This is a genomic window from Catenibacterium faecis (assembly GCF_014306455.1).
Lineage (GTDB): Bacteria > Bacillota_I > Bacilli_A > Erysipelotrichales > Coprobacillaceae > Catenibacterium > Catenibacterium mitsuoka_A.
Genome location: NZ_JACRWG010000009.1, coordinates 1 through 24680, shown reverse-complemented (window position 1 = coordinate 24680; position 24680 = coordinate 1). Strand labels below are relative to the sequence as shown.

Annotated in this window: 24 protein-coding genes; 8 read left to right on the top strand and 16 right to left on the bottom strand. The window is 32.9% G+C overall.

Translation table 11 applies throughout. The features are described from left to right. Window positions 1-118 precede the first annotated feature (118 nt). Window positions 119-499, top strand: coding sequence for a CoA-binding protein (locus tag H8909_RS03815; RefSeq protein WP_187011905.1), 381 nt, complete (start codon window positions 119-121; stop codon window positions 497-499). On the opposite strand, the gene H8909_RS03810 is transcribed toward H8909_RS03815, so the two are convergent. Then, the gene (locus H8909_RS03810) at window positions 479-1108 is read right to left on the bottom strand and encodes a hypothetical protein (protein ID WP_187011904.1); all 630 of its coding nucleotides are present in this window, start codon (window positions 1106-1108) and stop codon (window positions 479-481) included. The genes H8909_RS03815 and H8909_RS03810 overlap by 21 nt on opposite strands. A gap of 104 nt (window positions 1109-1212) precedes the next feature. Here H8909_RS03810 and H8909_RS03805 point away from each other — a divergent pair, with 104 nt between their 5' ends. From H8909_RS03805 to H8909_RS03790, 4 genes are all read left to right on the top strand, one after another. Further along, on the top strand, window positions 1213-1914 hold the full coding sequence (locus H8909_RS03805) for an ABC transporter ATP-binding protein (protein ID WP_187011903.1): 702 nt from the start codon (window positions 1213-1215) through the stop codon (window positions 1912-1914). Between the two features lies 1 nt (window position 1915). After that, window positions 1916-4210: an ABC transporter permease gene (locus tag H8909_RS03800; RefSeq protein WP_187011902.1), complete on the top strand. Its 2295-nt coding sequence runs from the start codon at window positions 1916-1918 to the stop codon at window positions 4208-4210. Between the two features lie 13 nt (window positions 4211-4223). Continuing rightward, on the top strand, window positions 4224-5582 hold the full coding sequence (locus tag H8909_RS03795; RefSeq protein WP_187011901.1) for a hypothetical protein: 1359 nt from the start codon (window positions 4224-4226) through the stop codon (window positions 5580-5582). Between the two features lie 136 nt (window positions 5583-5718). Continuing rightward, window positions 5719-7119, top strand: coding sequence for an ROK family protein (locus H8909_RS03790; RefSeq protein WP_187011900.1), 1401 nt, complete (start codon window positions 5719-5721; stop codon window positions 7117-7119). On the opposite strand, the gene H8909_RS03785 is transcribed toward H8909_RS03790, so the two are convergent. The 8 genes from H8909_RS03785 to H8909_RS03750 all read right to left on the bottom strand — a co-directional run bounded on the left by H8909_RS03785 (window position 7116) and on the right by H8909_RS03750 (window position 14227). After that, on the bottom strand, window positions 7116-7955 hold the full coding sequence (locus tag H8909_RS03785) for a MurR/RpiR family transcriptional regulator (protein WP_187011899.1): 840 nt from the start codon (window positions 7953-7955) through the stop codon (window positions 7116-7118). The two genes, H8909_RS03790 and H8909_RS03785, sit on opposite strands and share 4 nt — an antisense overlap. A gap of 42 nt (window positions 7956-7997) precedes the next feature. Further along, window positions 7998-8759, bottom strand: a complete 762-nt coding sequence (locus H8909_RS03780) for a TatD family hydrolase (RefSeq protein WP_055234927.1) — start codon at window positions 8757-8759, stop codon at window positions 7998-8000. Window positions 8760-8907: 148 nt separating this feature from the next. After that, window positions 8908-9438 (bottom strand): YcxB family protein, encoded by a 531-nt coding sequence (locus H8909_RS03775; RefSeq protein ID WP_187011898.1) that lies wholly within the window; start codon window positions 9436-9438, stop codon window positions 8908-8910. 225 nt (window positions 9439-9663) lie between these two features. Continuing rightward, window positions 9664-10170, bottom strand: a complete 507-nt coding sequence (locus H8909_RS03770; protein WP_187011897.1) for a hypothetical protein — start codon at window positions 10168-10170, stop codon at window positions 9664-9666. Between the two features lie 58 nt (window positions 10171-10228). Further along, window positions 10229-12505, bottom strand: a complete 2277-nt coding sequence (locus H8909_RS03765; protein WP_187011896.1) for a glycoside hydrolase domain-containing protein — start codon at window positions 12503-12505, stop codon at window positions 10229-10231. Window positions 12506-12617: 112 nt separating this feature from the next. Further along, window positions 12618-13460, bottom strand: coding sequence for a GH25 family lysozyme (locus tag H8909_RS03760; RefSeq protein WP_187011895.1), 843 nt, complete (start codon window positions 13458-13460; stop codon window positions 12618-12620). After that, window positions 13453-13905 carry a phage holin family protein gene (locus H8909_RS03755; RefSeq protein ID WP_187011894.1) on the bottom strand — a complete coding sequence of 151 codons (453 nt, stop codon included), beginning with the start codon at window positions 13903-13905 and terminating at the stop codon, window positions 13453-13455. Before H8909_RS03755 ends, H8909_RS03760 begins: the two co-directional genes overlap by 8 nt. After that, on the bottom strand, window positions 13889-14227 hold the full coding sequence (locus H8909_RS03750; protein WP_187011893.1) for a hypothetical protein: 339 nt from the start codon (window positions 14225-14227) through the stop codon (window positions 13889-13891). Before H8909_RS03750 ends, H8909_RS03755 begins: the two co-directional genes overlap by 17 nt. Before the next feature lie 419 nt (window positions 14228-14646). On the opposite strand from H8909_RS03750, the gene H8909_RS03745 reads away from it, so the two are divergent. Further along, window positions 14647-15156 carry a hypothetical protein gene (locus H8909_RS03745; protein WP_187011892.1) on the top strand — a complete coding sequence of 170 codons (510 nt, stop codon included), beginning with the start codon at window positions 14647-14649 and terminating at the stop codon, window positions 15154-15156. A 46-nt stretch (window positions 15157-15202) separates the two neighbouring features. Here the strand turns inward: H8909_RS03745 and H8909_RS03740 are convergent, their stop codons facing one another. Together H8909_RS03740 and H8909_RS03735 are read right to left on the bottom strand one after the other, a co-directional pair. After that, window positions 15203-16483 (bottom strand): galactokinase, encoded by a 1281-nt coding sequence (locus H8909_RS03740; protein ID WP_187011891.1) that lies wholly within the window; start codon window positions 16481-16483, stop codon window positions 15203-15205. Further along, window positions 16483-17493: an aldose epimerase family protein gene (locus H8909_RS03735; protein ID WP_187011890.1), complete on the bottom strand. Its 1011-nt coding sequence runs from the start codon at window positions 17491-17493 to the stop codon at window positions 16483-16485. The genes H8909_RS03740 and H8909_RS03735 overlap by 1 nt, the downstream gene beginning before the upstream one ends. A gap of 296 nt (window positions 17494-17789) precedes the next feature. Here H8909_RS03735 and H8909_RS03730 point away from each other — a divergent pair, with 296 nt between their 5' ends. Continuing rightward, window positions 17790-18101: a hypothetical protein gene (locus H8909_RS03730; protein WP_187011889.1), complete on the top strand. Its 312-nt coding sequence runs from the start codon at window positions 17790-17792 to the stop codon at window positions 18099-18101. A 545-nt stretch (window positions 18102-18646) separates the two neighbouring features. On the opposite strand, the gene H8909_RS03725 is transcribed toward H8909_RS03730, so the two are convergent. The 4 genes from H8909_RS03725 to H8909_RS03710 all read right to left on the bottom strand — a co-directional run bounded on the left by H8909_RS03725 (window position 18647) and on the right by H8909_RS03710 (window position 22560). Beyond that, entirely contained in the window at window positions 18647-20260 is a 1614-nt protein-coding gene (locus tag H8909_RS03725; RefSeq protein ID WP_187011888.1) for a recombinase family protein, read from the bottom strand. A gap of 297 nt (window positions 20261-20557) precedes the next feature. Further along, complete coding sequence (locus tag H8909_RS03720; RefSeq protein WP_187011887.1) at window positions 20558-21409, bottom strand: metallophosphoesterase family protein; 852 nt, start codon at window positions 21407-21409, stop codon at window positions 20558-20560. Window positions 21410-21904: 495 nt separating this feature from the next. After that, window positions 21905-22141: a helix-turn-helix domain-containing protein gene (locus tag H8909_RS03715; protein WP_018596002.1), complete on the bottom strand. Its 237-nt coding sequence runs from the start codon at window positions 22139-22141 to the stop codon at window positions 21905-21907. Window positions 22142-22143: 2 nt separating this feature from the next. Beyond that, window positions 22144-22560 (bottom strand): sigma-70 family RNA polymerase sigma factor, encoded by a 417-nt coding sequence (locus tag H8909_RS03710; protein ID WP_005335591.1) that lies wholly within the window; start codon window positions 22558-22560, stop codon window positions 22144-22146. 574 nt (window positions 22561-23134) lie between these two features. On the opposite strand from H8909_RS03710, the gene H8909_RS03705 reads away from it, so the two are divergent. Further along, complete coding sequence (locus H8909_RS03705) at window positions 23135-23491, top strand: helix-turn-helix domain-containing protein (protein ID WP_032091080.1); 357 nt, start codon at window positions 23135-23137, stop codon at window positions 23489-23491. On the opposite strand, the gene H8909_RS03700 is transcribed toward H8909_RS03705, so the two are convergent. Then, window positions 23488-24567 (bottom strand): MATE family efflux transporter, encoded by a 1080-nt coding sequence (locus tag H8909_RS03700; protein ID WP_202985898.1) that lies wholly within the window; start codon window positions 24565-24567, stop codon window positions 23488-23490. The two genes, H8909_RS03705 and H8909_RS03700, sit on opposite strands and share 4 nt — an antisense overlap. Window positions 24568-24680: the final 113 nt, after the last annotated feature.

Genomic DNA, 24680 nt, shown 5'->3' with positions numbered 1-24680 from the left:
TACGTGTCTATATTAACACATCAATTCGCGTTTGTCATTATACCACAAATGCATTATTATGGTGTAAAATTCAATCAAAAATGTTGGTGGTATGATATAATAAAAACGGTGATGAACGATGAAAGAAAGAGATATTTTAAAGATCTATAATAATTATTGTATCATTGGGATGAGTCCTGATCCTGAGAAGTACAGTTATCAAATATATCAGTGCTTAAAGAATGCAGGTAAGCATGTCTATGGTATATCTCCTAAGTATGACACAATAGACAATGATAAGATGTATACATCTCTGATGGATATAGAGTACCCTGTAGATGTTGTTGTTTTTGTCGTCAATAAAACGATTGGTATGACTTATATCAGAGAGATGAGAGAGCTTGGTATCAAGTATGCCTGGATGCAGCCAGGAACTTATGATGAAGATTTACTTCATGCTTTTCATGATCAGGGAATAGAAACAATAGAAAATTGTGTATTACAGGTCATGAATGGTTAAATCAAATATAGATTCATGTAATGGGAAGGTGATATCGACTTGGATATCATCTTTTTTAGTATCTTTCAAATCTACTGTACCTAATGTTTCTTTTCTATCTGATATCACTTGATAACCAAAATCATATTGTTGTGATAAAGAGAAACCAATAGAACTCATAATGACAGGATCACCATGTAATTGAATCATCTGCTCTGTCTGTAGTCTAAAGAAGTTCTGATAAGGAATCTGGTCAATGCCAGTTTCTAATGCCTGTTCAACAGCCATAAAGAAATAAGAAGAGAACTTACCATATGGGAATCCTACAACATAAGGTGTGCCATACTTCTCTTTTAATAATTCTGCAATCTTTAATCCTTTCACTGATACTACAATATTTACATCTGCATAACCGGCCATATCCAATGATGTATCATGATATAAGAAAGTTGTAAGGACATTGTATTTTTGTTCAGTAAAATAATCCTTTAATATTTCATAGACTTCTTCATCAAATAAATCAGGTGTTAAGCCTAATAGATTAATAGAAGTCACAGGCATTTGTAAGTTATATTGAATATCTGGTAATTGTTTAACTAATGTGCATAATTCTTCTTCTGTATAATTCATATATGTACCTCATTTTTTCTTCATTATATCATAGTTTTTAGTTTGCACGAACTAACTATTAGGCTATAATATAGTTAGGTGATACTAACATAGGAGGAGATGTTATGAATTTTTTAGAGATTAAGGATTTAAAGAAGTCTTTTGGACAAGGAGAGAGTCATATTGATGTATTAAAGGGGATTGATATGACTATTAATAAAGGAGAATTCTGTGTATTGCTTGGTCCTTCTGGTTCTGGTAAATCTACACTACTTAATATTATTGGGGGTATTGATAGTTTAGATGAGGGAGAACTTATTATTAATAAACATCATTTAAAGACAATGAAGGAGAAGGAATTAAGTCAATATAGACGTGATCATTTAGGTTATATATTCCAGATGTATAATTTAATTCCTAACTTAACAGTGAGAGAGAATATCGAAGTAGGTGCTTATTTAAGTAAGAAGCCTTTGGATATTGATGATTTATTACATACACTTGGTTTATATGAGCATCAAAATAAATTACCTAATCAATTATCTGGTGGACAACAACAGCGTACTGCAATTGGACGTGCAGTCATAAAGAATCCAGATATACTTCTTTGTGATGAACCGACTGGCGCACTCGATTATCGCACTTCACAGGATATATTACAGTTAATCTGTGATATTAATGAAAGATTTGGAAATACAATCATCATGGTGACACATAATGAATCTATTAAGTATATTGCGAATCATATCTGTGTATTACATGATGGAATAATTAAAGAAGACTATATGAATACAGATCGTAAACGAGTTAATGAGGTGGATTGGTAATATGAAGAATCCATTAAATAAACGTTTTATACGCGAATTAAAAGAAGACTGGAGTAAGTATCTTGTTATCTTCTTATTGATGACAGGTATGATTGGTCTTGTATCTGGTTTTATTGTGGCGGATGAGAGTATGATCAAAGCTTATAATGAAAGTTTTGAGAAGTATACGATTGAAGATGGTCACTTTAATGTAGATAAGAAACTAAATAATCAGTCTTTGATCAATATTTCTAAAGCCGGTGTACATCTCTATGATCATTCTTATGTAGAAGAAACATTGATCAATGGAAATAAATTACGTATCTTTGCGACACCTCAAAGCGTAAATAAAGTATGTGTGATGAAAGGAAAACTTCCTCAAAATGATAAAGAAATTGCGATAGATCGTATGTATGCCGTCAACAACAAGTTATCTATTGGGGATACTATTAAGAGTCAGAATCATTCATTAAAGATCTGTGGTTTAGTGGCTTTACCAGATTATTCCGCATTATTTGAGAATAACAGCGATACGATGTTTGATGCCATCAAGTTTGGTGTGGCTGTTGTACAACCTTCTTTATTCAATCAATGGGATACAGCACATATGACCTATAGCTATTCATGGCTTTATACAAATAAACCAAAGAATGAAGAAAAGAAATCTGAATTATTCTTAAAGTTATTGAATAAAGAAGTACATCTAGAAGAATATATCCCTCAATATGAGAATCAGGCTATTCATTTTACTGGTGATGATATGGGTAGTGATGGCGTGATGGTCAGACTTCTCTTATATATCATGATTGTGATTATCGCATTTGTATTTGCGGTCACTATGACCAATACAATCCAGAAAGAATCTAATGTGATTGGGACATTACTGGCATCTGGTTATACAAAGAAAGAATTGATCCGTCACTATATGACACTTCCTATTATTGTGACACTTATGAGTGCCTTGATAGGTAATATTCTAGGTTATACCTATTTTAGAGTAACTATGGCGAATTTATATTATGCCAGTTATAGTTTAACGACTTATCAAACAGTCTGGAGTGCAGGGGCTTTTATTCAAACAACAATTGTACCTGTTATACTCATGTTTATAATTAATCTCTTTATATTAAATAGACAGTTGTCTCTATCTCCTCTTAAATTCTTAAGAAGAGATTTAAAGAGACACAAACAATCACATGTCATGCCTTTGTCAGCACGTATTCCTTTTATTACACGTTTTAGAACACGTATTATTCTTCAAAATAAAGCCCATTATATTGTGATGTTTATTGGATTAATGTTTGCGAATATGATCTTATTATTTGGACTTGCGATGCCAGATATTATTAATTCCTATGGAACCAATATTAAACAGAATATGTTTGCAGATTATCAATATATTCTTAAAGTACCAGCAAGCTTGCAGTCTAGTGAAAAGAGCTTTTCTAATATGATAGAAGCTTATACTTTCACAAAAGGAATAGAAACAGAAGAAAAAACAGCAGAGAAGTTTAGTGCTTATAGCTTAAAGATGGAAGACAATACATTAGATACTGTGACTGTATATGGTGTAAAGAAGAATAGTCGTTATATTTCTATTAATGATGGTGTTTATGTATCAAGTGCTTATGCAGATAAATATCATATTCATAAAGGTGATGTCATTCACTTAAAGACAGAGTATACAGATAAGAAGTATACATTAAAGGTCAGTGGTGAATATAACTATCCAGGTGCGATTGCGATATTCATGAATCAGAAAAAAATGAATCAGTTATTTGATTTAGATGATGATTATTTTTCTGGTTATTTCTCAAAGAATCCTATTACTGACATGAATGAAAAGTATATAGGCACAACCATTGATTATGATTCATTAAGTAAAGTATCTCGACAATTGAATGTATCAATGGGAAGTATGGCTTATTTACTTTGTGGAATGGCTGTCATCATGTTTATTGTGCTTATTTATCTTCTTACAAAAACAATTATTGAAAAGAATGCGCAATCTATTTCTATGACAAAAATTCTTGGTTATACAAATCATGAAGTAAGTTCTATTTATATTGTGTCTACATCTATTATTGTATCTTTGTTTATTCTGATCACTGTGCCACTCGATTATGCGATATTAAAGCCAATATTTGAAGCAATGATGAAAGAAGAGATGGCTGGATGGATGCCTCTAACGGTAAGTAACCTTACTTTCTTAAAGACAATCGTTATTGGTTTTATCAGTTATTTTATAGTGATGTTGATTGAGTATAAGAAGATTAAAAAGATTCCAATGCAGGATGCATTGAAGAATGTGGAATAGGGGGGGTTCTTGTATGAATAAGAAGTTAATAGCGATACTATGTTGTATCATGCTTACAGGATGTACAACGGAGACAAAGACGAATAAAACAAAGACAGTCAAAGAAGAAACACTTGTTGTATTAAGTGAAGAAGGTCACAATGTAAAGGAAGCAGTGAATAAGAGTGAAACTATTACTGTAAAGACAAATACACTTGGAGAGATAAAAAGCACAAAAGCAGAAGTCACTATCCCTTCTATAAGTGAAGGTGATCTTATTAAGGATACAACTATATTAAAAGATATTAGTAATAAAGGTGATGAGAATATCACCTTGAATGATCATCAATTGTTGATAGAAAATAATAAGAATAGTATCCAGTATGAAGGTACTTTAGATACGACTCTTCCTGTTGATGTAGATGTGACTTATTATTTAGATGGACAGAAAGTTACAAATATCAAAGGTAAAACAGGTACATTAAAGGCTGTATTTAAGTATAAGAATAATACCGAGACTCCTTTCGTAGCGACTACTATTATGCTTCTTCCTCAAGAAACAGTCAGTGATATTGAAATAAAGAACGGAAAAAGCATGTTGATGGATAATTATCAGGCTATTGTTGGATTAGGATGTCCTGGTCATGAACCATTTAAGGATTCTATGGAAGTAACTATGAAGATCAAGAACTTCCAATGTGACTATATGAGTACTGTATTTACTGATGGTATGTTTAAAGATTTAGACTTAAGTGAACTCACAAAGACAACGGATCAATTAAATCAATCATCACAGAAACTTGTAGAAGGTGCAGCTCAATTACTAGCAGGATGTACAACGTATGGACAATACCTTCATACATATATGTCCAATGTGTCAAAAGTAAGCGATGGAGCCAATGCATTGTTAGAAGGTTCTAAACAATATAACGCATCTACACAAGCACTTATTAAAAACTTAATATCTTCCATGAATAATCCTACAGAATTCATTCAATCTAAAATAAATAATATTGATCTCACAGATGAACAGCGTATAGCAATCAATAAAGCAATCAGTGAAGGTGTTCAGGAAAGCTTAATACAAAATAAGAAGAGTTTAGAACAACTCTCACAATTGCTTTCTCAAAGTCCTGTATCAAAACAATTAGAGACATTATCTTCTAGCTTATCAGAGTTGAGTCAGGCTGGAAATGAACTTTCTCAACAATACCAGACACTTGTAACGGGTGCAAAAAGCTTATCTGAAGGAATGAGTCTATTTGATCAAGAAGGTATTCAAAAGATCACTGATATAACTACAATTAAGAAGTTAAAAGAAAAAGACAATTATAGTGGTCTATCAGGAAATAATATCACAAATACAAAATTCATCTTTGAGATGGATATCTAGAACCTTGTATTCACAAGGTTCTTTTCATTTCTATCAGCTTTAATTTAGCTTATATGATATATATTTTTCATTTTTCGAGCGTTACTGTATTTAAGGATTGGGAGTATGTTAAAATATGAACATGGAGGTGATATTCATGGATGATTTCTTAAGTGATATTTATACAATACTCTTTGCGAAATGGATTCTATTGCAGGAAGTGCCTGACTTTGAAACAAAAGTGAATGAAGACTATACAGAGATTCATTTCTATAATAAGCATGCAGATATTGAAATTGTCTTTAATCCATTGAATATCATAGAGTTTAAAGCTACCAATACACAATCTGGTGAGACTGAATATTATCTACATTTCCAGATGAAAACATTGAATCATACAATGAAGTTATTTAAAGAACTCACTCATTACATGAAACATATTGGTGAATCACCTACGATTAAGATTCTATTGTGCTGTAGTGGTGGATTAACAACTAGCTATTTTGCGATGAAGATGAATGAAGCCTCTAAATTAATGAGTCTTCCTTATGTGACAGAAGCAAGTGGTTATAATAATTTATACTATGTAGCACAGGATTATGATGTAGTTCTCTTAGCACCACAGATTTCTTATTTACATGCTAAAGCATGTGATATTCTTAAAGATAAAATTGTCTTAAATGTGCCACCTGAAGTATTTGCGAAATATGATGTAAAAGCCATCTTTACACTTGTGAAAGAATCATTAGAGATTAAAAAGAACCAATCTGATCAGAAGATTCCTTTACCTGTTATGTTGGATGTAGAAATTAAACATAAGACATTAGCTCTCTCCATTTTCCGTAATAAACAATCCATTCATGTTGCTTATCGTGTATATGATAAGAATCAAGAAATACTATTAGATAACGAAGTAATCAAACCTATAGTTAATCTTCAGGATATTTGTGACATTATTGATATTGCCCGACTTCATTATCCTCGTATTCGTTATATTGGTATTGCGACCCCAGGTATTATTGATGATGGTTATGTGTCTTCTACAAGTTTAGTCGGATGGGAAACACCAGAGAGATTAGAAGATGTCCTCACTGAACGTTATCATTTGCCTGTATGTATATGTAATGATGTCAATGCAGCGGCTGTAGGTTATTATTCTTCACAAGATCAAGTAAGTTCACTGGCTTTCTTATTCCAGCCTATTCATGCATTAAGTGGTGCAGGTATTATTGTGGATAACTGCCTACTACATGGTATGCATAACTTAGTGGGAGAAGTACAATTTCTTCCTTTAGATTTAACAGAAGATAAAATGACACTCAGTATGTCTCCTGAAGGATGTATTGAGGTTGTATCACGTACTCTTGTTTCTATTATCAGTTTATTAAGTCCTGAAGAATTAGTTCTCTATTGTGACTTTATTCCTCATGTACTTCCTCTATATGAAGAAATGGCCACTCTTATACCAAAAAAATATATTCCGCCTATTACCAAAGTAGATAACATGCAGGAATATATTCTTCTTGGGACTATGATATTAAGTACAACACAGAACTAAGAGAGTTCTATATAGTGTTCAATACGATAGTCTATATTCTTTTCATAATCTTTATTAAAATAGCATGCATACAAACAGTCTAATAAGAACTGTAATGAAGCTCTAGAAGAAAAAGATGCAATCTTTTCTTCTGAATCTTCATACGATGCAAAATAGAGATGATAATCAACAAGTTTAGATAATTCACTCTCTTTAGTAGAAGAGATAAGAACAGTTGTCACCTGGTTCTTATTCATCACACGGATGAAATCTTCTACATGAGGTGTTCTATTGGCATAGGAGATCACGATTGCGAGATCTCCTTTTTTTAATGTTTCAGCCACCTTTGTTTGATAGAAAATCTGTTTTTCTACTATGACATCCTTACCTATTTCTAACATGTTCTGTCTAAAACACTCAGCCATGAAGAAATTACCTATAGAAGGAAATAACGCGATAACATTCGCATCATACATCTTCTGGACAATTTTACCAAATTCATCTAGATTCACTAGGTTTAAAGTAGAATGAAGTGTCTGGTCATAGAGATTCAACATTTTAGTCATGATTTCATGGTTTGTGTTATTGATCCTGAAAGGATAGTTATAGTCTACTGAAACAAGTTCTTTCTGGTATCTTTCACGATCAAAATGGATATGGGATTTAAATGCCTGTAAACCTGAAAGTTCTAGTTTATCAATAATTCGATAAATAGTAGAAACAGACACATAGCTGTTTTTAGAAATATCTGAAGCAGACATATTCATAATATCTTCTGAATGTTCTATAACATAATCTATAAGTGTTTTTTCACTTTCTGTAAGTGATAATTGTTCGAGCTTATCATAAATGTTCATAAAAAGCCTCCTGATAGACTATATTATACTCTATTTTAATTACTATTTCTTTAACTGGAATACTTCAAGTGCATTCTCTGTTGTCTGTTTGGCGACTTCTTCGTAGCTTAATCCTTTTAGTTCAGCAATCTTCTGAGCAACAAAATAGACATTACCTGGTTCATTCTGTTTTCCTCTATAAGGTGCTGGTGTGAGATAAGGGTCATCTGTTTCTACAAGTAGATAGTTTAAATCTACGCCTTCAGCCACTCTTTTAGGAACCTTCGCATTCTTAAAAGTAACAGGACCTGCCAAAGAAATATAATAACCAATCTTAATGAATCTTAAAGCCATCTCATAACTTCCACTATAACAATGCATAATACCCTTTACACCAGACTTAGAAAGTATATCAAATGTATCTTCATAAGCATCTCTGGCATGAATAGTAACAGGTAAAGATAATCTCTTGGCTATTTCTAACTGTTTCTTAAAACAGTCAATCTGTTTTTCTTTAGATGCTTCATCCCAATAGTAATCTAATCCTATTTCACCTACAGCAACAACCTTAGGATCTTTCGCAAGTGCTTCTATTGCCTCTAAATCCTCATCTGTTGTCTCTTTACAATCATTAGGACTAATACCTACTGCAGCATAAATAAAGTCATACTCATGCGCTATCTGTACTGCAAGACGTGAAGACTCTAAATCATAACCTACAACAGTAAAGTACTTCACACCTCTATCTATTGCATTCTGAATATATAAATCACGATTTTCAAATAATTGTTCACTATTTAAATGTGTATGTGTATTAAATAACATTTTTCTTATTACCTCGCTTTTAATCAAGTATACATAAAAAAAACAGGGGAATAAACCCCCTATTAGTAAAGGGCTGTCGTAATGAACAGCCCATCTTGCATCATTTACTGTCCTACTTATAATTATTTCAGAAGTTAACTTATCAAGCTTAAAATATATTACATATTGATTTTTCCCATAGAATATTCTGTTTATCAAAGAATTGTTTTAATTTTTCGAGATCATTTAATTCCACATTTTTTCTTTCAAAAAATGTTGTATATCCAGCTTTACTTATAATTAATATAATTTCTTTTGTTTCTATAACTTGTTTAATATCCTTATACATGATTTTACTCTTATTTTGAGTAGATTGTTCAACTGAAATAATTCCATCATTATCAAATATTAAATCGATACTTACCTGATCTGATCCATATTTTTCTTTTTGAAGTTTTATGAATCTTTTCAACATAACTTCTGATTGAACAAAAGGTAATATACACAAAATAACTAATAATAGAGAAGATTTAATAAAATCAAACATATCACCATTAGATACGCTAATCAATGCGGCTAATAATGCTAAGACTGCTCCGCATAGAACAAAGAATTTGTATATAAAATGAAAAAAGAAGAATCTTACTTTTTTTAAATTCGAATAATTTATTATGTTATTTTTAACAGTTAATAGTTCCATTCTGTCTAACCTCACAAACCAAGAATATTTACAACTATAGATATTCTAACATAATAAATAATAATTATATACTATCAATTAAATCTTGTTGCTTTGTTCAACAAAAAAGCTACCAGTTTATTATATTCTTTGGTAGCTTCCCATGTACTCTTATTCTATTTATGAAAAGAAAAAGTATTACTAACTTCTAAGTCACTCGCTATCAAATAAAAATAGATTGATCATTTAGAGTTCTTTCATATTACAAAGTATATTATTCTTTTCGAAGATATTCCTTATTTCCTCATATTGATCTTTTGTAGCGTTCTTCTTTTCAAAATAAATAGGTGCATCTTCTTTAACTTGAATCACAATAAGTGTTCCTGAATCGATTACTTCTTTTATGCTTTTATATTCCGTTAAATGATGTTGTGTTTCTTCTACCACATCTATGCCGTTATCTAAAAACACTAAATCAAAAGAGGTTTCTTCTTTATTAAATAATTCCTTTTGAACATCTATTAATTTTCTAGCAAAATAATTGATCAGTATTTTAACAATGATAATTGCTAACGGTACAATAAATATTGTCCATAGCTTAAATCTATTCCTAAAAATGCTTATTAATATCAATACAATATAATATAATGAAACCAGTTTAAAAATTAATACAAAACTCGATGGGAAAAAATATTGGCCATTCTTCTTTAATATCTCATAATTTAGCTTATTATTTTTTATTGTAATCTCCATACTTATTCCCCCCTCATATGTATTACATTATAGCATATCATATTTTAATATAGGAATATTAATTACTCACGGAAACGATAACTTTCTTTGACAACAAATATGCAATTATAGCAAGTAAGCATTCAGTAGTTCTGAATGTTAAAGATAACATTAAAGTAGCCGTTTTACTTGGGTCTACTTCTAATGCTTTTTCCCAATTGATTTCGTATTTTGGCTGCTTACCATCACCTGAAATACTAGGCATGATTTTAAAATTAATTTCAGTTGTCATTTCATAATCTACTGTATCTCGATCAGGAAGAATATCTTTTGTTGTGAAGAGAATTGTATATACAGGACAATTATCCTTTACTCCAACCTTCATACCAATTTTTCCAGCCTTCATAGAGATTGCCACTTCCCTTAGGCCATCTACTGTACCATCTAGTATTCTTACGATATCTTTTCCCTGAATCTCCAAGCCAGCAGTCAAATCCTTAATTTGGTTATCACATGTTGTAGTTAACAATCCGGTATTATCCATTTCAATATAAATAGGTTTTTTACTAAATTCATTATCAGGTGTAAAAGTATGGGAACTTTTATAAGATACAAAAATTGTACATCCATCTGTAGGAATTGCAGCAACTGTAGACTCTTTCTCGTATACAATGTTTGACTTAACAACTTTATTTAAATATCCTAATTTTTCTAGAATATTACAAACGAATTGATCTTTTTGTTCTTCTATCATCTGATCTGAGTTTTTCTCTGCCAGTTCATCCGGTGACATATAATCCACTTTATCAAATGTTGTAATACCCTTATCACTACCCGAATAGCCTACCTTATCTAAATCAAATGAAGGACTTGAAGGGAATTGCCCACCTGTTCTCTCATTAAATTCAAAGAACTGATCAAATGCCCAATTCTCCGGAATACGATAACCTAAATTGCAACTGTATCCGCTTGACATATCAGCTACAAATGAGTATTCTGCTAAGCCTTTATTACTGATATAAGAGCAGATATATCTTGGTGCATAAATTCCGACTTTATATTTTTTATTATTTGTTTCACTCTTAAATACATAATTCAGTTTCTCGAAGTATGGGACAATAAATGATTTCATCTGATAATCATAGCAGTCAAAGTCTACTGCAAAATAGATGGTTGTTCCTTTAGGAACACCGATTCTCTTAGCTGCTGTAATTGCTGTATGTGCATCTTCAATTCCCTGACTCAGATTCTGAAAATACTGTACTTTATATCCACCATCCTGATAGATAGGGAATACTCTTAATCCAGCACTTTCAAGGTTTTTGATTTCTTCAAATGTGATGAACTTTCTCTTTCTATTTGCTGTTCCTGTCAGATATCTACCTACCACCTGATATCCCGCATTCTTAATATCTAGTGCCTGCTGCTTATTTAATACTGTTGAGCAGTCACATGCCTTTGCTTTTCTTCCTGTATCACCTTTACTTGTTAAAAGTGATTTCATTGTTGCACAGTTTACTTCTCCAGATGTCACTAGTCCAATTCCAGTTAATGCATAGAACTCCTGGAATGCTTCAACCTTGGACTTAGTGCTACTGTCAAAGTTACCATCAAATCTTCCAGCATCATATCCATTCAAGTACAAGCCGTATTGAACAAGCTTATTATACTTTACATAGCTTCCATTCTTTCCCTGTTTTAATACATCAGGAAATTTTGCCACTGTCTGATCACCAAAATTTCTTTTGTCAATACTGCCAATAAAGCTTGTATAAATACCTTCAGCAGCCTGTAGTGCTGCAATTAATGCATAAGAAGTAAATCTTGAGACAATACCATCACATGGACCTACACCAATGATATCAGACCAGTCTGCATTCAACTGCTGCTGAATTTTTACAATCATCTTGTCTCCATCATTTGTCTTTTTAAACCAGTTGATTGATACTAGTCCCATCCAAACTTTCCAGTCAATGATGCCTGTTACTGGAAGTCCTGCATCACTCTGGTACTGCTTTACAGCATTCACTCCAGTCGTATAATAAACTCCTGTAATTCCTCCAGCATTATACCCCTTTACAAACAATGCGCACTGCAGAATGCATACATTTGGATTTCCTGGATCATTAGCATTCATTTTTGAAATATCACTTAAAGATCTCATTTTATTTAAAGTGATATTTCCTACTGTTCCTGTTACTGGAGAGATTCCATTTTCAATCTGAAAGGCTCTGATAATCCCCTTACATGTACCTGTACCAGTCATACCGTCCTCATCCAGCTTTACCCATTCGGAACGATGACCATACATACTGTTTAAATATTTCTGTGCCTTTCTAACATTTTCATCTGCCATTATTACTATCCTCCTATTTTGTTAACTACTTTACGTAGAATTCATACCGGTATTCTTTCTACATTTTTATCATACATTCATTCAGAAGCACCATTGTGCCTTTCGCATTTCATTAATATAAGCTATCTAATGAAATTGCTCCTGTTACTTTACCGTTTACCCCAATTACTACTCTATCACCTTTGATTTGAATCACTTCATATTGATTTTTAAATACACAATTTGCGATTGACTGACCATCATACCACTTTGAACCAGCCTTAACACGCACACTATCTCCAACGTTTAAATTACTAGTTTTGTTTTTTACCTTATAAAATGTATTAATAAGACCATGATCATAACTACAGTCCAAAAACTTTGAATCTATTCCTTTTATATCTTTTAAAACACCTTTTCTGGCATTAGAAGTGAACTGATGCAATAATACATTTCCAAAAGGATTGTATTGAATCTTATTGTCCCAATTATTATACCCATTGTTGAGCCCATAATTAGCAATCCATAACGTCCATGCAGAAAAGCCATTATTTGTAAGCTTGTTTTTAAACCAGTCCTGATTGGCATATATTCCAGCAGAATAACCTGCTCCTTCAATAACATCACAAAATGCTTTAGCAATCTTATAATACATGTCATTACTCAAATTGCCCTGATAATCAGAATACTCAATATCATAATAAATAACACATACCTGATATTTACTGCATGCCTGCAAAGCTAAATATGCTTCTCTTTTAGCTTCATATTCGTTTCTAGCATAGCAAAAATGATAAGCAAATAATGGAATGCCTAACTCATTTGCTTGTTTCGCATTATTGTTCCACTGCTTGTCAATATTTCTAGAACTCCATCCATAAGAGCATCTAGCTACAACACCAGAAATAGATTCCTTTGCCTTGCTTAAATCTACTTTCCCGTTATGATACGAAATATCTATAATATAATTACTCATTGTTTTCTACCATGCTTTCTATGTTTTGAGAAGCTACTTCTAAACCTTTAACAAGAATCTGTGGCACATCAAATCCAGCTTCTACAAGATTTTCTAAAATACTACGATACTCATTAATGATTAACGAAATTAAAACATACCAGCCTAAAAACGTTAATATTGCCAAATCGATGTGAATTATATTTCCTAATTCTTCAAAACATCCTGGAATTATAAAAGATAATAAAACTAATATCCATTGAGCTACTTTCTTTGCAATTCCTTTCAATCCTGCCATTGAATTTTCTTTATTATTTATTCTTGATTTTATCCATCCTGTTAATGTATCAAGAATATTTAACAGTAATAGCACCATAAATAAAATCCAATGTTTATCCATAGCAATTGTAAGAATAGATAATACAATAGAACAAACTTCATCTATATTCTTAACAAAATTGTTCATTATTCAGTTTTCTCACTTTGTTAATAATACTCTTATATTTTCTTACAATAGAACTATGATTAGCATAACCCACATGAATAGAAATAAGATCAAATGTTTTATTCTCAAAATTACGCAAAGCAATAATTTCAAGTTCATCTGGTAATAGTGCTTTTAACCAATAATTAACTTTAGATACAATATGTGAGTAGAACATATATTCATTGTTTTCGTGATCATTCAACTCTTTAAACTGTATTGCTTGATTTAAATTATCCAAATGTACTTTAGCAATAGAGTAGAAGTTTAGAGTAAGTTCAATTTCTTCATTAGAATAAACCATTGCCTACTTACTCCTCTTCTTATAAATTGTAAAACGTTTTACAAATGTATTATATTATATTTAATCGACACAATTGTGCTTTTATGATTATTATAATAGTTCAAATTAATTGTTCCTGTTTATCACAACTATTAGTTCTGTATATTTAAACATATTATCCAGACAGTTAATCAAAATAGAATTTAGATTTAATACTTCCGTAAAATATAAGTTCGAGTTGATATACCATTGGATGTAAAAAGCTATTCTGTATACAAGCACAGCTAAGATCATGAAATGATTTTCTTATCAGAATAAATAATCAATCGAAAGAGGAAATCATAATTTGCCCGAATTTGTAATATATACCATCGATATTTAATGCAACGGATATTGGTACGTGTTAAAATTAATATATTATGAATAGCGAGGTATCGAAAATGGAAATATTAACTGTCAAAAATAATAAAATGGATTATTCAACTTTCAAAAAAGTCAGCTTTCACTTCTTTCCTGTATTCTACACATTATTCCTAATAGTTGCATTCTGTCTTTCATGGATTACTTTGTTTATGAACCTATCTGCAGGACATGTTATTTACAGTGTAATAAGTGTTAGTAATTTAATACTTATATGTTCTCAACCAAGAAGGCTATCAAAAAAAATCATAAAACAGCTCAATAAGTCGCTCCAGACAAATTATTATATCTATGACTTGGTCTTTTATGAAGATAAACTAACTACAGTGATAGACTCAGTAGAAAATAAAGCTTCCATAAAATATACGAATATAAAAAACATAATAGAAACTAAAGATGTCGTATTATTCACAAGTAAAGCAGGCTTTAAAATCTATTTTGAAAAGAAAAATGCCAGTAATGAAGATATTGAGAGATTACATGCATTTTTTGATAAGCAGAACATCACTTGGAAAAAATCAATTCTATAGTAAAGAAAACCTCTTTGATTCTCATATCAAAGAGGTTTTCTAATGCTTATAATTCTACTTTCTTACCGCCATACTTTCTTACTTTAAGAATATGACAAGAACCTTTACCAAAATACTTTTCAATTTCAGTCTTATATGTTTCTACATAATCATCTTCTACAAAGGCCTGGATCGTACCTGCAAATCCACCACCATGTACTCTACATACACCTTTATTACCTAGGATATCTTCAGATAAGCCTAAAGCAATAGAAACTGCCTGGTTTGTTTCATCATGGTTAGAATAGATATTCTGTAGGTATTTATAAGAACTGTCTCCTGATGATTTGATGACTGACTTGAATGTATCAAAATCATTGTTCTTTAAGGCAGATACTGCTTTTTCTACTCTTGCATCTTCCTTAAAGAAATGTAATGCACGGATGACACAGCGGTCACTCATCTTTTCACGTAATTCAGGAATATGTGCTTTAAATTCATCTTCTGATACTTCTCTTAAGAATTCTTTTCCAAAGAAGTGTGCTACTTCCTTCATTTCTGTAGGAATGGCTGCATAATCATCAGTTAAGTCTGCATGAGATGCATGAACATCTACAATACATAAACTATGATGGAATGAAGAGAAATCAACATCTACTTTTTCTACAACAGGATGATCATTGTCTTTAAAGTCAATATGAATAAGAGCACCTACTGAACTTGCACACTGGTCCATTAATCCACATGGTTTACCAAAATAGACGTTTTCTGTATACTGACCAATCTGTGCAATCAATACTGGACTCACTGTCATATCATTATATAAACCTGATAATACAGTACCAATCATGACTTCAAATGCTGCTGATGAAGAAAGACCAGAACCCTGTAATACTTCACTTGTCATATAAGCTTCAAAACCACCAATATGAAGACCTAATTCCTTAAAGCGTGCAAGAGTACCTCTAATTAATCCTTCTGAAGTACCTTCTTCTTCTGCTTTCTTTTCTAAGTCATCTACAGCTACAGCCTTTAAATCATAATCATCAGATAATACCTTAATTTCACCATCTCTAGGTGCTGTAATCGCAATAATATCTAAATTAATTGCAGCAGCTAATACTTCCCCATGCTGGTGGTCTGTATGGTTACCAGATACTTCACTTCTACCTGGTGCTGAGAATACTTCTACTTCCTTATCACCATAAAGTGAGATGAACTTTTCAATAGCTGCAATATATCTTTCTTTCTGAGTATCTAATAAAGATTCATCTACATAAATATCAGTTAATAAAGCATCTGCCTTACCATTTCTAATATCTTCAATAATCTGTGTTGCAAGTTTCATTATTTAATTACCTCTAAACAATAAGATGTCTGTGCATCAAATGTTTCTCCCTTTCTTAAAATAGTGCTTGGATTCTTTTCAATATGAATAGCATCTGGTAAGTTCTGTGTTTCAATACATACTGCATCTCTCGCATTATAAGGTTCACCATTCTTACCAATACGTCCATCTAGATAGTTTGCGGTATAGATCTGTGCTCCTGGTAAAGTAGTGGATACTGTTAATCTTCTACCACTTTCTTCATCTTCTAATACAACTTGGTTCTTATCTGTAGTAAAGAAGAAATGATGGTCAAAACCATTACCAAGCTTTAATTGTGGATGATCTACTTCTACACGTTCACCAATCTTTGCAGGTATTCTAAAGTCAAATGGAGTACCTTCTACAGCTTCCTTTTCACCTGTAGCAAGACCATCTGCATCTACATGTTCATAATAATCAGCATCAATCTTTAAAGTGTGATTATAGATATTATGTTTATGTCCTGATAAGTTGAAATATGAATGGTTAGTAATGTTAATTAAAGTATCCTTATCACTCGTAGCATGATAAGAAATAGTTAATGTAGTACCCTCTAAATGATAAGTAGCACTAAAATCCATATTACCTGGATAACCTTCTTCTCCATCCTTTGCATGATAAGTAAACTTAATAGTATAGTCATCTAAGATTTCATAATCAAAGATCTGATAACTAAATCCTTTAATACCACCATGTAAACTATTAGGACCATTATTAATAGGTAAATGATATGTTTCACCATTTAACTCAAATGTTCCTTTTCCAATTCTATTCGCAACTCTACCTACTAATGCACCTAGATAAGCATCTAGAGTCTGATATTGATTAAAGTCATCATAACCTAATACAACATCACCTTTTACTCCATTCTTATCTTCAACAATCATCTTAATAATAGTACAGCCAAATGTTGAGACAACAACTTCCATTTCTTCATTCTTTAATGATAAATTTTCAATATTTCCAATTTTTTCTATTACTTCTATCACATTTATTCACCTCATCTTCGGAAACATAGATAATTCATACCTATTACTTAATATATTTTATCATGTTATGAATAATTATGTATACGCTTTCTAGAAAAAGTGAATATTTAATAGACTTTTCTATGAGTTGTAAAGAGCGTATGTCTTTTATACAGGAAAATATGTCTCTTAAGCACAAAATATAGACTATTTAATGATAATAATATATTATTTAAGTAGTAGAAGAGGATGGAATACTCTAAATTTAAAGATGTGACATAATAGAAAAAAGGTTTAATACAATCGAGGTGAATAATATGATGAACTTTCTTCTAGCTTTGTATAGCAGTTTATTAATCAAAATCCTGCCATTATTAGTTGTATCGCTGTTACTTACATTCCTATTAATTAAAGCTAAAATGCCTAAGATTTTCTATCTACTCATAGGTATAGAATCAATTGCAATATCTGTACTGCACTATAGCACTGTTGTCACATCAATAAGCTTATATATGGAAGAGAGAGTCTGGATTATACTCTTTAATATGGCTATCCTTGTTGGTATATATTTAATGATTCCTACTCTTTCAATCATCCTCTATAGAGTATTAAGAAAAAGAGTATATTAATGTAGACCCCGTGTTAAGGACACTAAATAAAAAAGCACTTAATTAGAAATGAAAATATCCTCTAGGTAGTAACCAGGAGGATATTTTTACGTATTATGTTTTTAATGCACTTTTTCCAATTCACTACTTGTTTTAGATCCAGTTTGATATAATATCTTTGTTATCGTCCTCCTTGAAAGGGGGTGATGCTTTTTGTTTTTTGATTTTATGTTAACCGTCATGGCAGGTGTTCTAACTTATTACATCTGCAAATGGTTAGACGAATTTTTCAAACGATAACTAGCCTAGTGTTAAACCACTATAAAAGTTAGAAAAGGTAAGGATCCCACAATCCTTACCTTTTCGTTTGATACTTTTTGTTTTTTGAATTCAATTGAAGTTTAACACTTAACCACTTCATAGTCAAGTCGTCGTAGCATAAAAACGATATAAGTCATAGTAGCATAAAAATAATATAAGTAATTATTTCACTTCATTTTCATATGCTTATAGTTTGATGTTCGACTTTTTCATAACCGTCATGGCTGGTGTTCTTACCTACTACATCATGCAATACCACATTGGGACTCACAAAGAAATCTATAATTGATTTCCACTTTTTGAGTACGTTCTTTGCCGGTTCCCTCTGCTTGATACACATATATACTATCAATCAGTTCAACCAGCATAGAACGGTTTAACTCTGTTACGTTTTCATACTTGCGTATGGTTTCTAAAAATTGGTTTGTATTTTTCGTCTTGTAGTCCTCGGCTTCGATTTTCTCTTTTAATGCCTTACGCCTTTCTTCAAGTTCTCTCTGCTCATTTTCATAAGTTACAGACATTTTCTCAAAACGTCCATCAGAAATCTTTCCTGCTACATTCTGCTCAAACAGCTTCATTATGATACTGTCAATTTCAGCAATACGCTTTTCTGCCAGTTCCAATTCCTGTTTAAACTGCTTGATTTTCTTACCGCCGCCGAATTCACTCAACACCCTCATTTCTTCAATGAACTGGTCGCCTAATGTTTCCATATTCTTGATATGCTTTTGAATGTCGTCCATGACAATCTTCACTAATGCGTCATAGGAAATTGCATGAGTTGTGCAGAGGTTGCTGTTTCTGGCATATGTCCTGCAACGAAATCTCGGCTCTCTCCCGTTTGGATTGGAGAACGCCATATTGCGTCCACAGTCCGGGCATTTTACAAGCCCCACAAACATATTTGGTCGTCCAGTCTTATTTGGTCTTTTCTTTACACTGATGAATTTCTGTACCAGTTCAAAGGTTTCTTCATCAATGATAGCTTCATGGGTGTTTTTTACAACAATCCAATCTTCCTTAGGAACCGCTACCAGTTTTCTGTTCTTGAATGATTTTGTCTGTGTCTTGTGCGATACCATATGACCGAGATACACTTGATTTTCCAAAATCATCTTAACATTTTTTCCAACCCAGTCGGTAGGGAATCGGAACCCTGTGCTTGTTTCCAGCGTGCCATTCTTCATTGCTCTGTAGGCTCTCGGAATCAAAATCTTTTCTTCACACAATGTTCTTGCTATCTGATGAACACTGTTTCCCTGTTTCGACATTTCAAAAATACGCTTGACGATAGGCGCTGTTTCCGGGTCTATCAGTAGTTTACGCTTATTGTTCGGGTCAACCCTATAACCATACGGAGCGAATGAACCGCAGAACCCGCCACTTAAAGCAGTTGTTTTCTTGACGCTTCGGATTTTCTTTGAGGTATCACGTGCATAATACTCATTCATAATAGATTTGAATGGCATCATCTCGTTATCCTCATATCTTGTGTCAACATCATCATTCAGTGCGATAAAGAGAATGTCATTGTTCGGGAAGATTTCTTCCACGTAATACATGAACATGGCATTGTTGCGACCGAACCTTGACATATCCTTTACCATGATTCCACTAGGCTGTGTATCTTCCATAGCGTCCTCAATCATGCGGTTTAAATCCGGTCTGTTGAATGTTGTGCCGGAATAGCCATCATCTACATACTCGTCAATGATTTCAAATCCTTTTTCCTTTGAATAATATCGGAGCATTTGCAACTGGTTTGTGATACTGTTGCTTTCTTTATCAGCGTCACCATCATCTTTGGATAAACGTGCATATAATCTAACTCTTAATCTTGCTTGCTGTTTCGTCATTTTTACTCCTTTCCAACAGCAAACAAACAACTTATATCCTGTTAATATTATACCACGCTACTTAATTATTTTCAGCCGCTTATTACACTGTTCTCAATTTAATATCCATTGTTTTCCTGCTCGATTTCCTTTTGAATCAGCCTTTTAATCAAATGCTGCAAATCCACTGTACCGGAGAACACTGACGTTACATAAAAGGTCGTATTTCCTATTTTTATTGTATTGGACTGTACTGTTTTTCCTATAATCCCACCTCATTTCTTCCAACAAAAAAACACCATTTCTGGTGTCTTTCTGCTAATCTACACTGATTACTTTGCGTTCATACTTCTTTTCCTGAAAATCAATCTCCGCATAAACCATGTATTTGTCATTAAGTTCCGTCTGTCCAGTCTGAATACAGGTTGTCTGATGAATCTGGTTTATCCACTTTCCTTTCTCTGTGTCAGGACTTTCATGTATATGTCCGTGCAGAGAAAGAAATGGCTGTTTTTCTTTCAGAAATTCGTAAATATCAACAGAGCCTATATCCAAATCTTGATAGCGCAACTGTCCTAATCTCAATCCCGCAGGCGGCATGTGCATAACGTAAACCGCTTTTTGTCTATCGTCCAGCAATGGAAGTTTCTTCAGCACATCACACATATGCGGTAATTCTGTTCTGGAATATTCCAGCCAGTTGTAAATCCTGTCATAATCAACAGCATTAGAGATTCCTGCTACAGGACTTAACTGACGCTGCGGAATATAATGTGTTTCTGTAACAACCCTGTCTTTACAACCGAACGGATGGTCTAAAATATAGTTCATGCCGATAAATTCATATCCATTGACAGAAAATTTCCTACCAGCTATATTGCAGACATTTTCAAATCTGTCGCAAAGATTGTCAAACATTTCATCTGCTGCCAGTAAATCATCATTTCCAAGCATGGCAAGGTATGTGATGTCCTGCTTTTTCAGTTCCTCAAAATATTCATCAAGGAATCCATTGATAAAAAACGATTGCTCACTGTGGCGGTCACATTGTTTTGGTAACATATCCCCGCCATTTACAATGACTTTGATTTCCTTTTCAATGGCTACGTCCAGAATCTTTCTGTACTTCTTTTTATCTCCGTGTAAATCTGTAACATACAATATCTTCATATCACTTTCTACCCCTTTTAATACAGCATTTCTTCCTAATCATAGTTGAAAGTATACCATATCAGAGATAGATTATCAGCAGCTTATATCTGACATACAGACTGCAAAATTTTTGCCTTATGCACCTCCTTTACTGTGTGTTTCCGAAGCAGTCAGATGGCTTTGGAAGCTCCACTGGACTTTCACCATTCTCATTCCTATGAGCAGAACCGCACCATGCGAGTGTATCATTATTCAGATATACAGGTCATGGCAGAACGACCATTCCACAAGTCGCTCTCGGATCATTGCATGAATCGCTCGCTTTTTTAGGTCATGGCGTACAATTTCCGCTGGCTCGCTGCATATCAAACGTATCTGACTGCTTTATTCAATTGTCAAAGAACTACCGACTGTATTTGCCAGTCTATGAAAATCCACTACCTAGATAATGGACTTTCATAGATTGACAAGCGGAGCAGAGGAAAGGGGAAAATGCTCCGCCCGTCTGAATGATTAGATTACGACTATCTCAAAGTTTGCAATCATATCCATGACTGCTGCCTGTATTCTGCCTTTTAATTCAGAATCCACTACCATGTAGACGTTACCGTATTCGTCATACAATTTGCGTAAGCTCAACTTTGATATGTACCCGTCATAGAAATTCAAGATTTCCTGTATTGCAGTTTCATCACCATTCGTAGCCGCCACAATCACAGCAAACGGTATATGTTTTTGGTCTTTGTCCATGCTTATTCCTCCTCCATCATTTTTCGTAATTCTTCCAGAGTGCTTGTCCTGTGACGGTAAACAGTAGTGCGTACCACGTTCATAAGCTCTCCGATTTCTGCGTCAGACATATCCATAAAGTATGACAACAAAATGATATTGCGTTTTCTCTCTGGCAAACATTTGAGTGCTTTGCTTAACTGGTCGTCAGATACTTGTACTTCCATGCCAAGAACATTGAACGCTGTATAATCGCTGGAATACTTGTCATAAACGCCTGCTTTGTTCAATTCCAAATCTGAAATTTCAGAAAACGGAACTTCATGTTTCAAGCGTCTTGAAATATCACGGTTATACTTCATTGCTGCTCTTTTTATGACTTTCTTTGTAAGGCAATCAAACTGTGCTTGAATAGCCTGCTGGAAAGAAGATGACTTCATGCCGATTCACCTCCTTTCTGCGTGAGAGTAGATGAGGTTGTTTTCCCTCTATCCCCCTTTCCGCACAGTAGCTACCCACGCAGCAGCTATTTGTTGCGTTTTCAGAAAAGATTTTGAAAAAAATTTTTAAGCAGCAAAAAAGCACAAGGACATAAAAGAAATGCTGTTCTTGTGCTTTTAAAATTGTTCCTGCTATGTAATGTAAAAAACCACATTCAAGAGTATATTGTGCCGCTTTGAAAGCTAAGATTTTTTTGACAATAACAGATATGTTGAAGATTGTCGATTATACAGGTCTTTCAATGCGGCTACCTCCCAGAGCCGCCAAACAAAACCAATATGCTATTTTTCATTGTTAGAAAAAGAAAAAGGCGGCTTTCCAAACCGCCATTTAAGTAAAGATATTTTTTGACACGCAAAAATGGTACTGTTAATAACGGTTTTTTTTATTTACCGCAGGGCAGTACCTTTTTGCTTTTATACGCATAATAGGAACTATCAAACCATGCTATACGTTTTTCTGTACCTGTTAGAAAATCAACAGGAACTGTAGAATATAGTGAGGTGATTACATATGCGTAAAAAGGAAGATAAGTACGATTTTAGAGCCTTTGGTCTTGCCATCAAAGAAGCTCGTATGAAACAGGGTTTAACCCGTGAACAAGTGGGAACAATGATTGAGATTGACCCACGTTATCTAACAAATATTGAAAATAAAGGGCAGCACCCAAGTTTACAGGTATTCTATGACCTTGTATCATTACTCAATATTTCCGTTGATGAATTTTTCCTGCCTGTGTCTGATCTGGATAAAAGTACCAGAAGACGACAGTTGGAAAAGCAACTTGACAACCTTTCCGATAAGGATTTAGTTATCATGGAAAGTGTTGCTGACGGAATCATCAAGTCTAAGGAAGTGGAGGGAAATTAACCCTCCATTTTTATATTCTTCTTAAATGAGTGTGTACCAGTTAAAATAGCTGTAATACAAGCGATTATATGGCTAATCAAAACTGCAATCCATATACCATTTAAACCAAGCCCGATATATGAAAAAACATAAGCTAAAGGTATGCGAACAACTAAATAATAGAAAATCATCAAAATCATACTCTTTGTAGGTTTTCCCATTCCATTCAAGCAGCCTAAATAACAATTTGTTACGGTATTTAATACATATCCAATACTAATAATAATGAAATATTCTTCTACAATCTGTGCTACAGGGTCGCTTGAAACAAATAAGCCTGCTAATTGTTTTGAAAAAATAATAATCAGAATTGAAAGTATAAATAAAACCGTAATCCCATATTTCAAGGATAATTTTAAATAGTCTTTTGCTCTGTCAACTCTTTTTGCACCAATACATTGTCCAACAATGGAAGTCAAAACCATATTAAATGCCATTGCAGGATAAAATAATATTGTTTCTAATTTTCCTGTAATGCCATATGCTGCAATGGCAGAAATACTATAAGTGCTGACAAGCGAAGTTAAAAAAGTGGTACTAATTGCCGGAATACTTTGCTGAATTACAGATGGTACAGCACTTTTTATTAGTGGGATAATTTCTTTTTTATCAAAATCCGCAAATGAAATTTTAAAAACATTTCGTTTCTTAATATAAATAATCATAAAAATTAAACACATTGATTGTGAGAGTAATGTCGCAATCGCAGCTCCATGAAATCCTATTTTAAGAATGAAAATAGGGTCTAAAACGATATTTAAAATTGTCGATATAAGCATAGCAATCACTTGAAATATTGTATTTCCAAAACTACGAAGAACCGCTGTAAAATATAAGTAAAGATATACAGCTATGTAACCTAAAATGTAAATTGATAAATAATCTCTTGCCATGTTCATTGTTTCCGCTGGCGTATTTAATGCTGCTAATATAACAGGCAAAAACAATTCCAAAATAAAAGTAATGAACAAAGAAAAAATTACTGCAATACAAAAGGACGTAGAAATGATATGATGACCTCCCAGTAGACAGTGCAAATAATTAAAAGCACTGTTTGCTGAGGAGGTTTTCTTATGGGAAGAAAAAGTAAGTTTTCAAAAGAACAAAAAATTGAAATATGTAGAAGATACTTAGATGGCAGTGAATCAGT

Excerpts from the sequence above, each read along its gene's own strand:
- H8909_RS03815 (WP_187011905.1), top strand. The coding sequence starts at position 119 with ATGAAAGAAAGAGATATTTTAAAGATCTATAATAATTATTGTATCATT.
- H8909_RS03810 (WP_187011904.1), bottom strand. The coding sequence starts at position 1,108 with ATGAATTATACAGAAGAAGAATTATGCACATTAGTTAAACAATTACCA.
- H8909_RS03805 (WP_187011903.1), top strand. The coding sequence starts at position 1,213 with ATGAATTTTTTAGAGATTAAGGATTTAAAGAAGTCTTTTGGACAAGGA.
- H8909_RS03800 (WP_187011902.1), top strand. The coding sequence starts at position 1,916 with ATGAAGAATCCATTAAATAAACGTTTTATACGCGAATTAAAAGAAGAC.
- H8909_RS03795 (WP_187011901.1), top strand. The coding sequence starts at position 4,224 with ATGAATAAGAAGTTAATAGCGATACTATGTTGTATCATGCTTACAGGA.
- H8909_RS03790 (WP_187011900.1), top strand. The coding sequence starts at position 5,719 with ATGGATGATTTCTTAAGTGATATTTATACAATACTCTTTGCGAAATGG.
- H8909_RS03785 (WP_187011899.1), bottom strand. The coding sequence starts at position 7,955 with ATGAACATTTATGATAAGCTCGAACAATTATCACTTACAGAAAGTGAA.
- H8909_RS03780 (WP_055234927.1), bottom strand. The coding sequence starts at position 8,759 with ATGTTATTTAATACACATACACATTTAAATAGTGAACAATTATTTGAA.
- H8909_RS03775 (WP_187011898.1), bottom strand. The coding sequence starts at position 9,438 with ATGGAACTATTAACTGTTAAAAATAACATAATAAATTATTCGAATTTA.
- H8909_RS03770 (WP_187011897.1), bottom strand. The coding sequence starts at position 10,170 with ATGGAGATTACAATAAAAAATAATAAGCTAAATTATGAGATATTAAAG.
- H8909_RS03765 (WP_187011896.1), bottom strand. The coding sequence starts at position 12,505 with ATGGCAGATGAAAATGTTAGAAAGGCACAGAAATATTTAAACAGTATG.
- H8909_RS03760 (WP_187011895.1), bottom strand. The coding sequence starts at position 13,460 with ATGAGTAATTATATTATAGATATTTCGTATCATAACGGGAAAGTAGAT.
- H8909_RS03755 (WP_187011894.1), bottom strand. The coding sequence starts at position 13,905 with ATGAACAATTTTGTTAAGAATATAGATGAAGTTTGTTCTATTGTATTA.
- H8909_RS03750 (WP_187011893.1), bottom strand. The coding sequence starts at position 14,227 with ATGGTTTATTCTAATGAAGAAATTGAACTTACTCTAAACTTCTACTCT.
- H8909_RS03745 (WP_187011892.1), top strand. The coding sequence starts at position 14,647 with ATGGAAATATTAACTGTCAAAAATAATAAAATGGATTATTCAACTTTC.
- H8909_RS03740 (WP_187011891.1), bottom strand. The coding sequence starts at position 16,483 with ATGAAACTTGCAACACAGATTATTGAAGATATTAGAAATGGTAAGGCA.
- H8909_RS03730 (WP_187011889.1), top strand. The coding sequence starts at position 17,790 with ATGATGAACTTTCTTCTAGCTTTGTATAGCAGTTTATTAATCAAAATC.
- H8909_RS03725 (WP_187011888.1), bottom strand. The coding sequence starts at position 20,260 with ATGACGAAACAGCAAGCAAGATTAAGAGTTAGATTATATGCACGTTTA.
- H8909_RS03720 (WP_187011887.1), bottom strand. The coding sequence starts at position 21,409 with ATGAAGATATTGTATGTTACAGATTTACACGGAGATAAAAAGAAGTAC.
- H8909_RS03715 (WP_018596002.1), bottom strand. The coding sequence starts at position 22,141 with ATGGACAAAGACCAAAAACATATACCGTTTGCTGTGATTGTGGCGGCT.
- H8909_RS03710 (WP_005335591.1), bottom strand. The coding sequence starts at position 22,560 with ATGAAGTCATCTTCTTTCCAGCAGGCTATTCAAGCACAGTTTGATTGC.
- H8909_RS03705 (WP_032091080.1), top strand. The coding sequence starts at position 23,135 with ATGCGTAAAAAGGAAGATAAGTACGATTTTAGAGCCTTTGGTCTTGCC.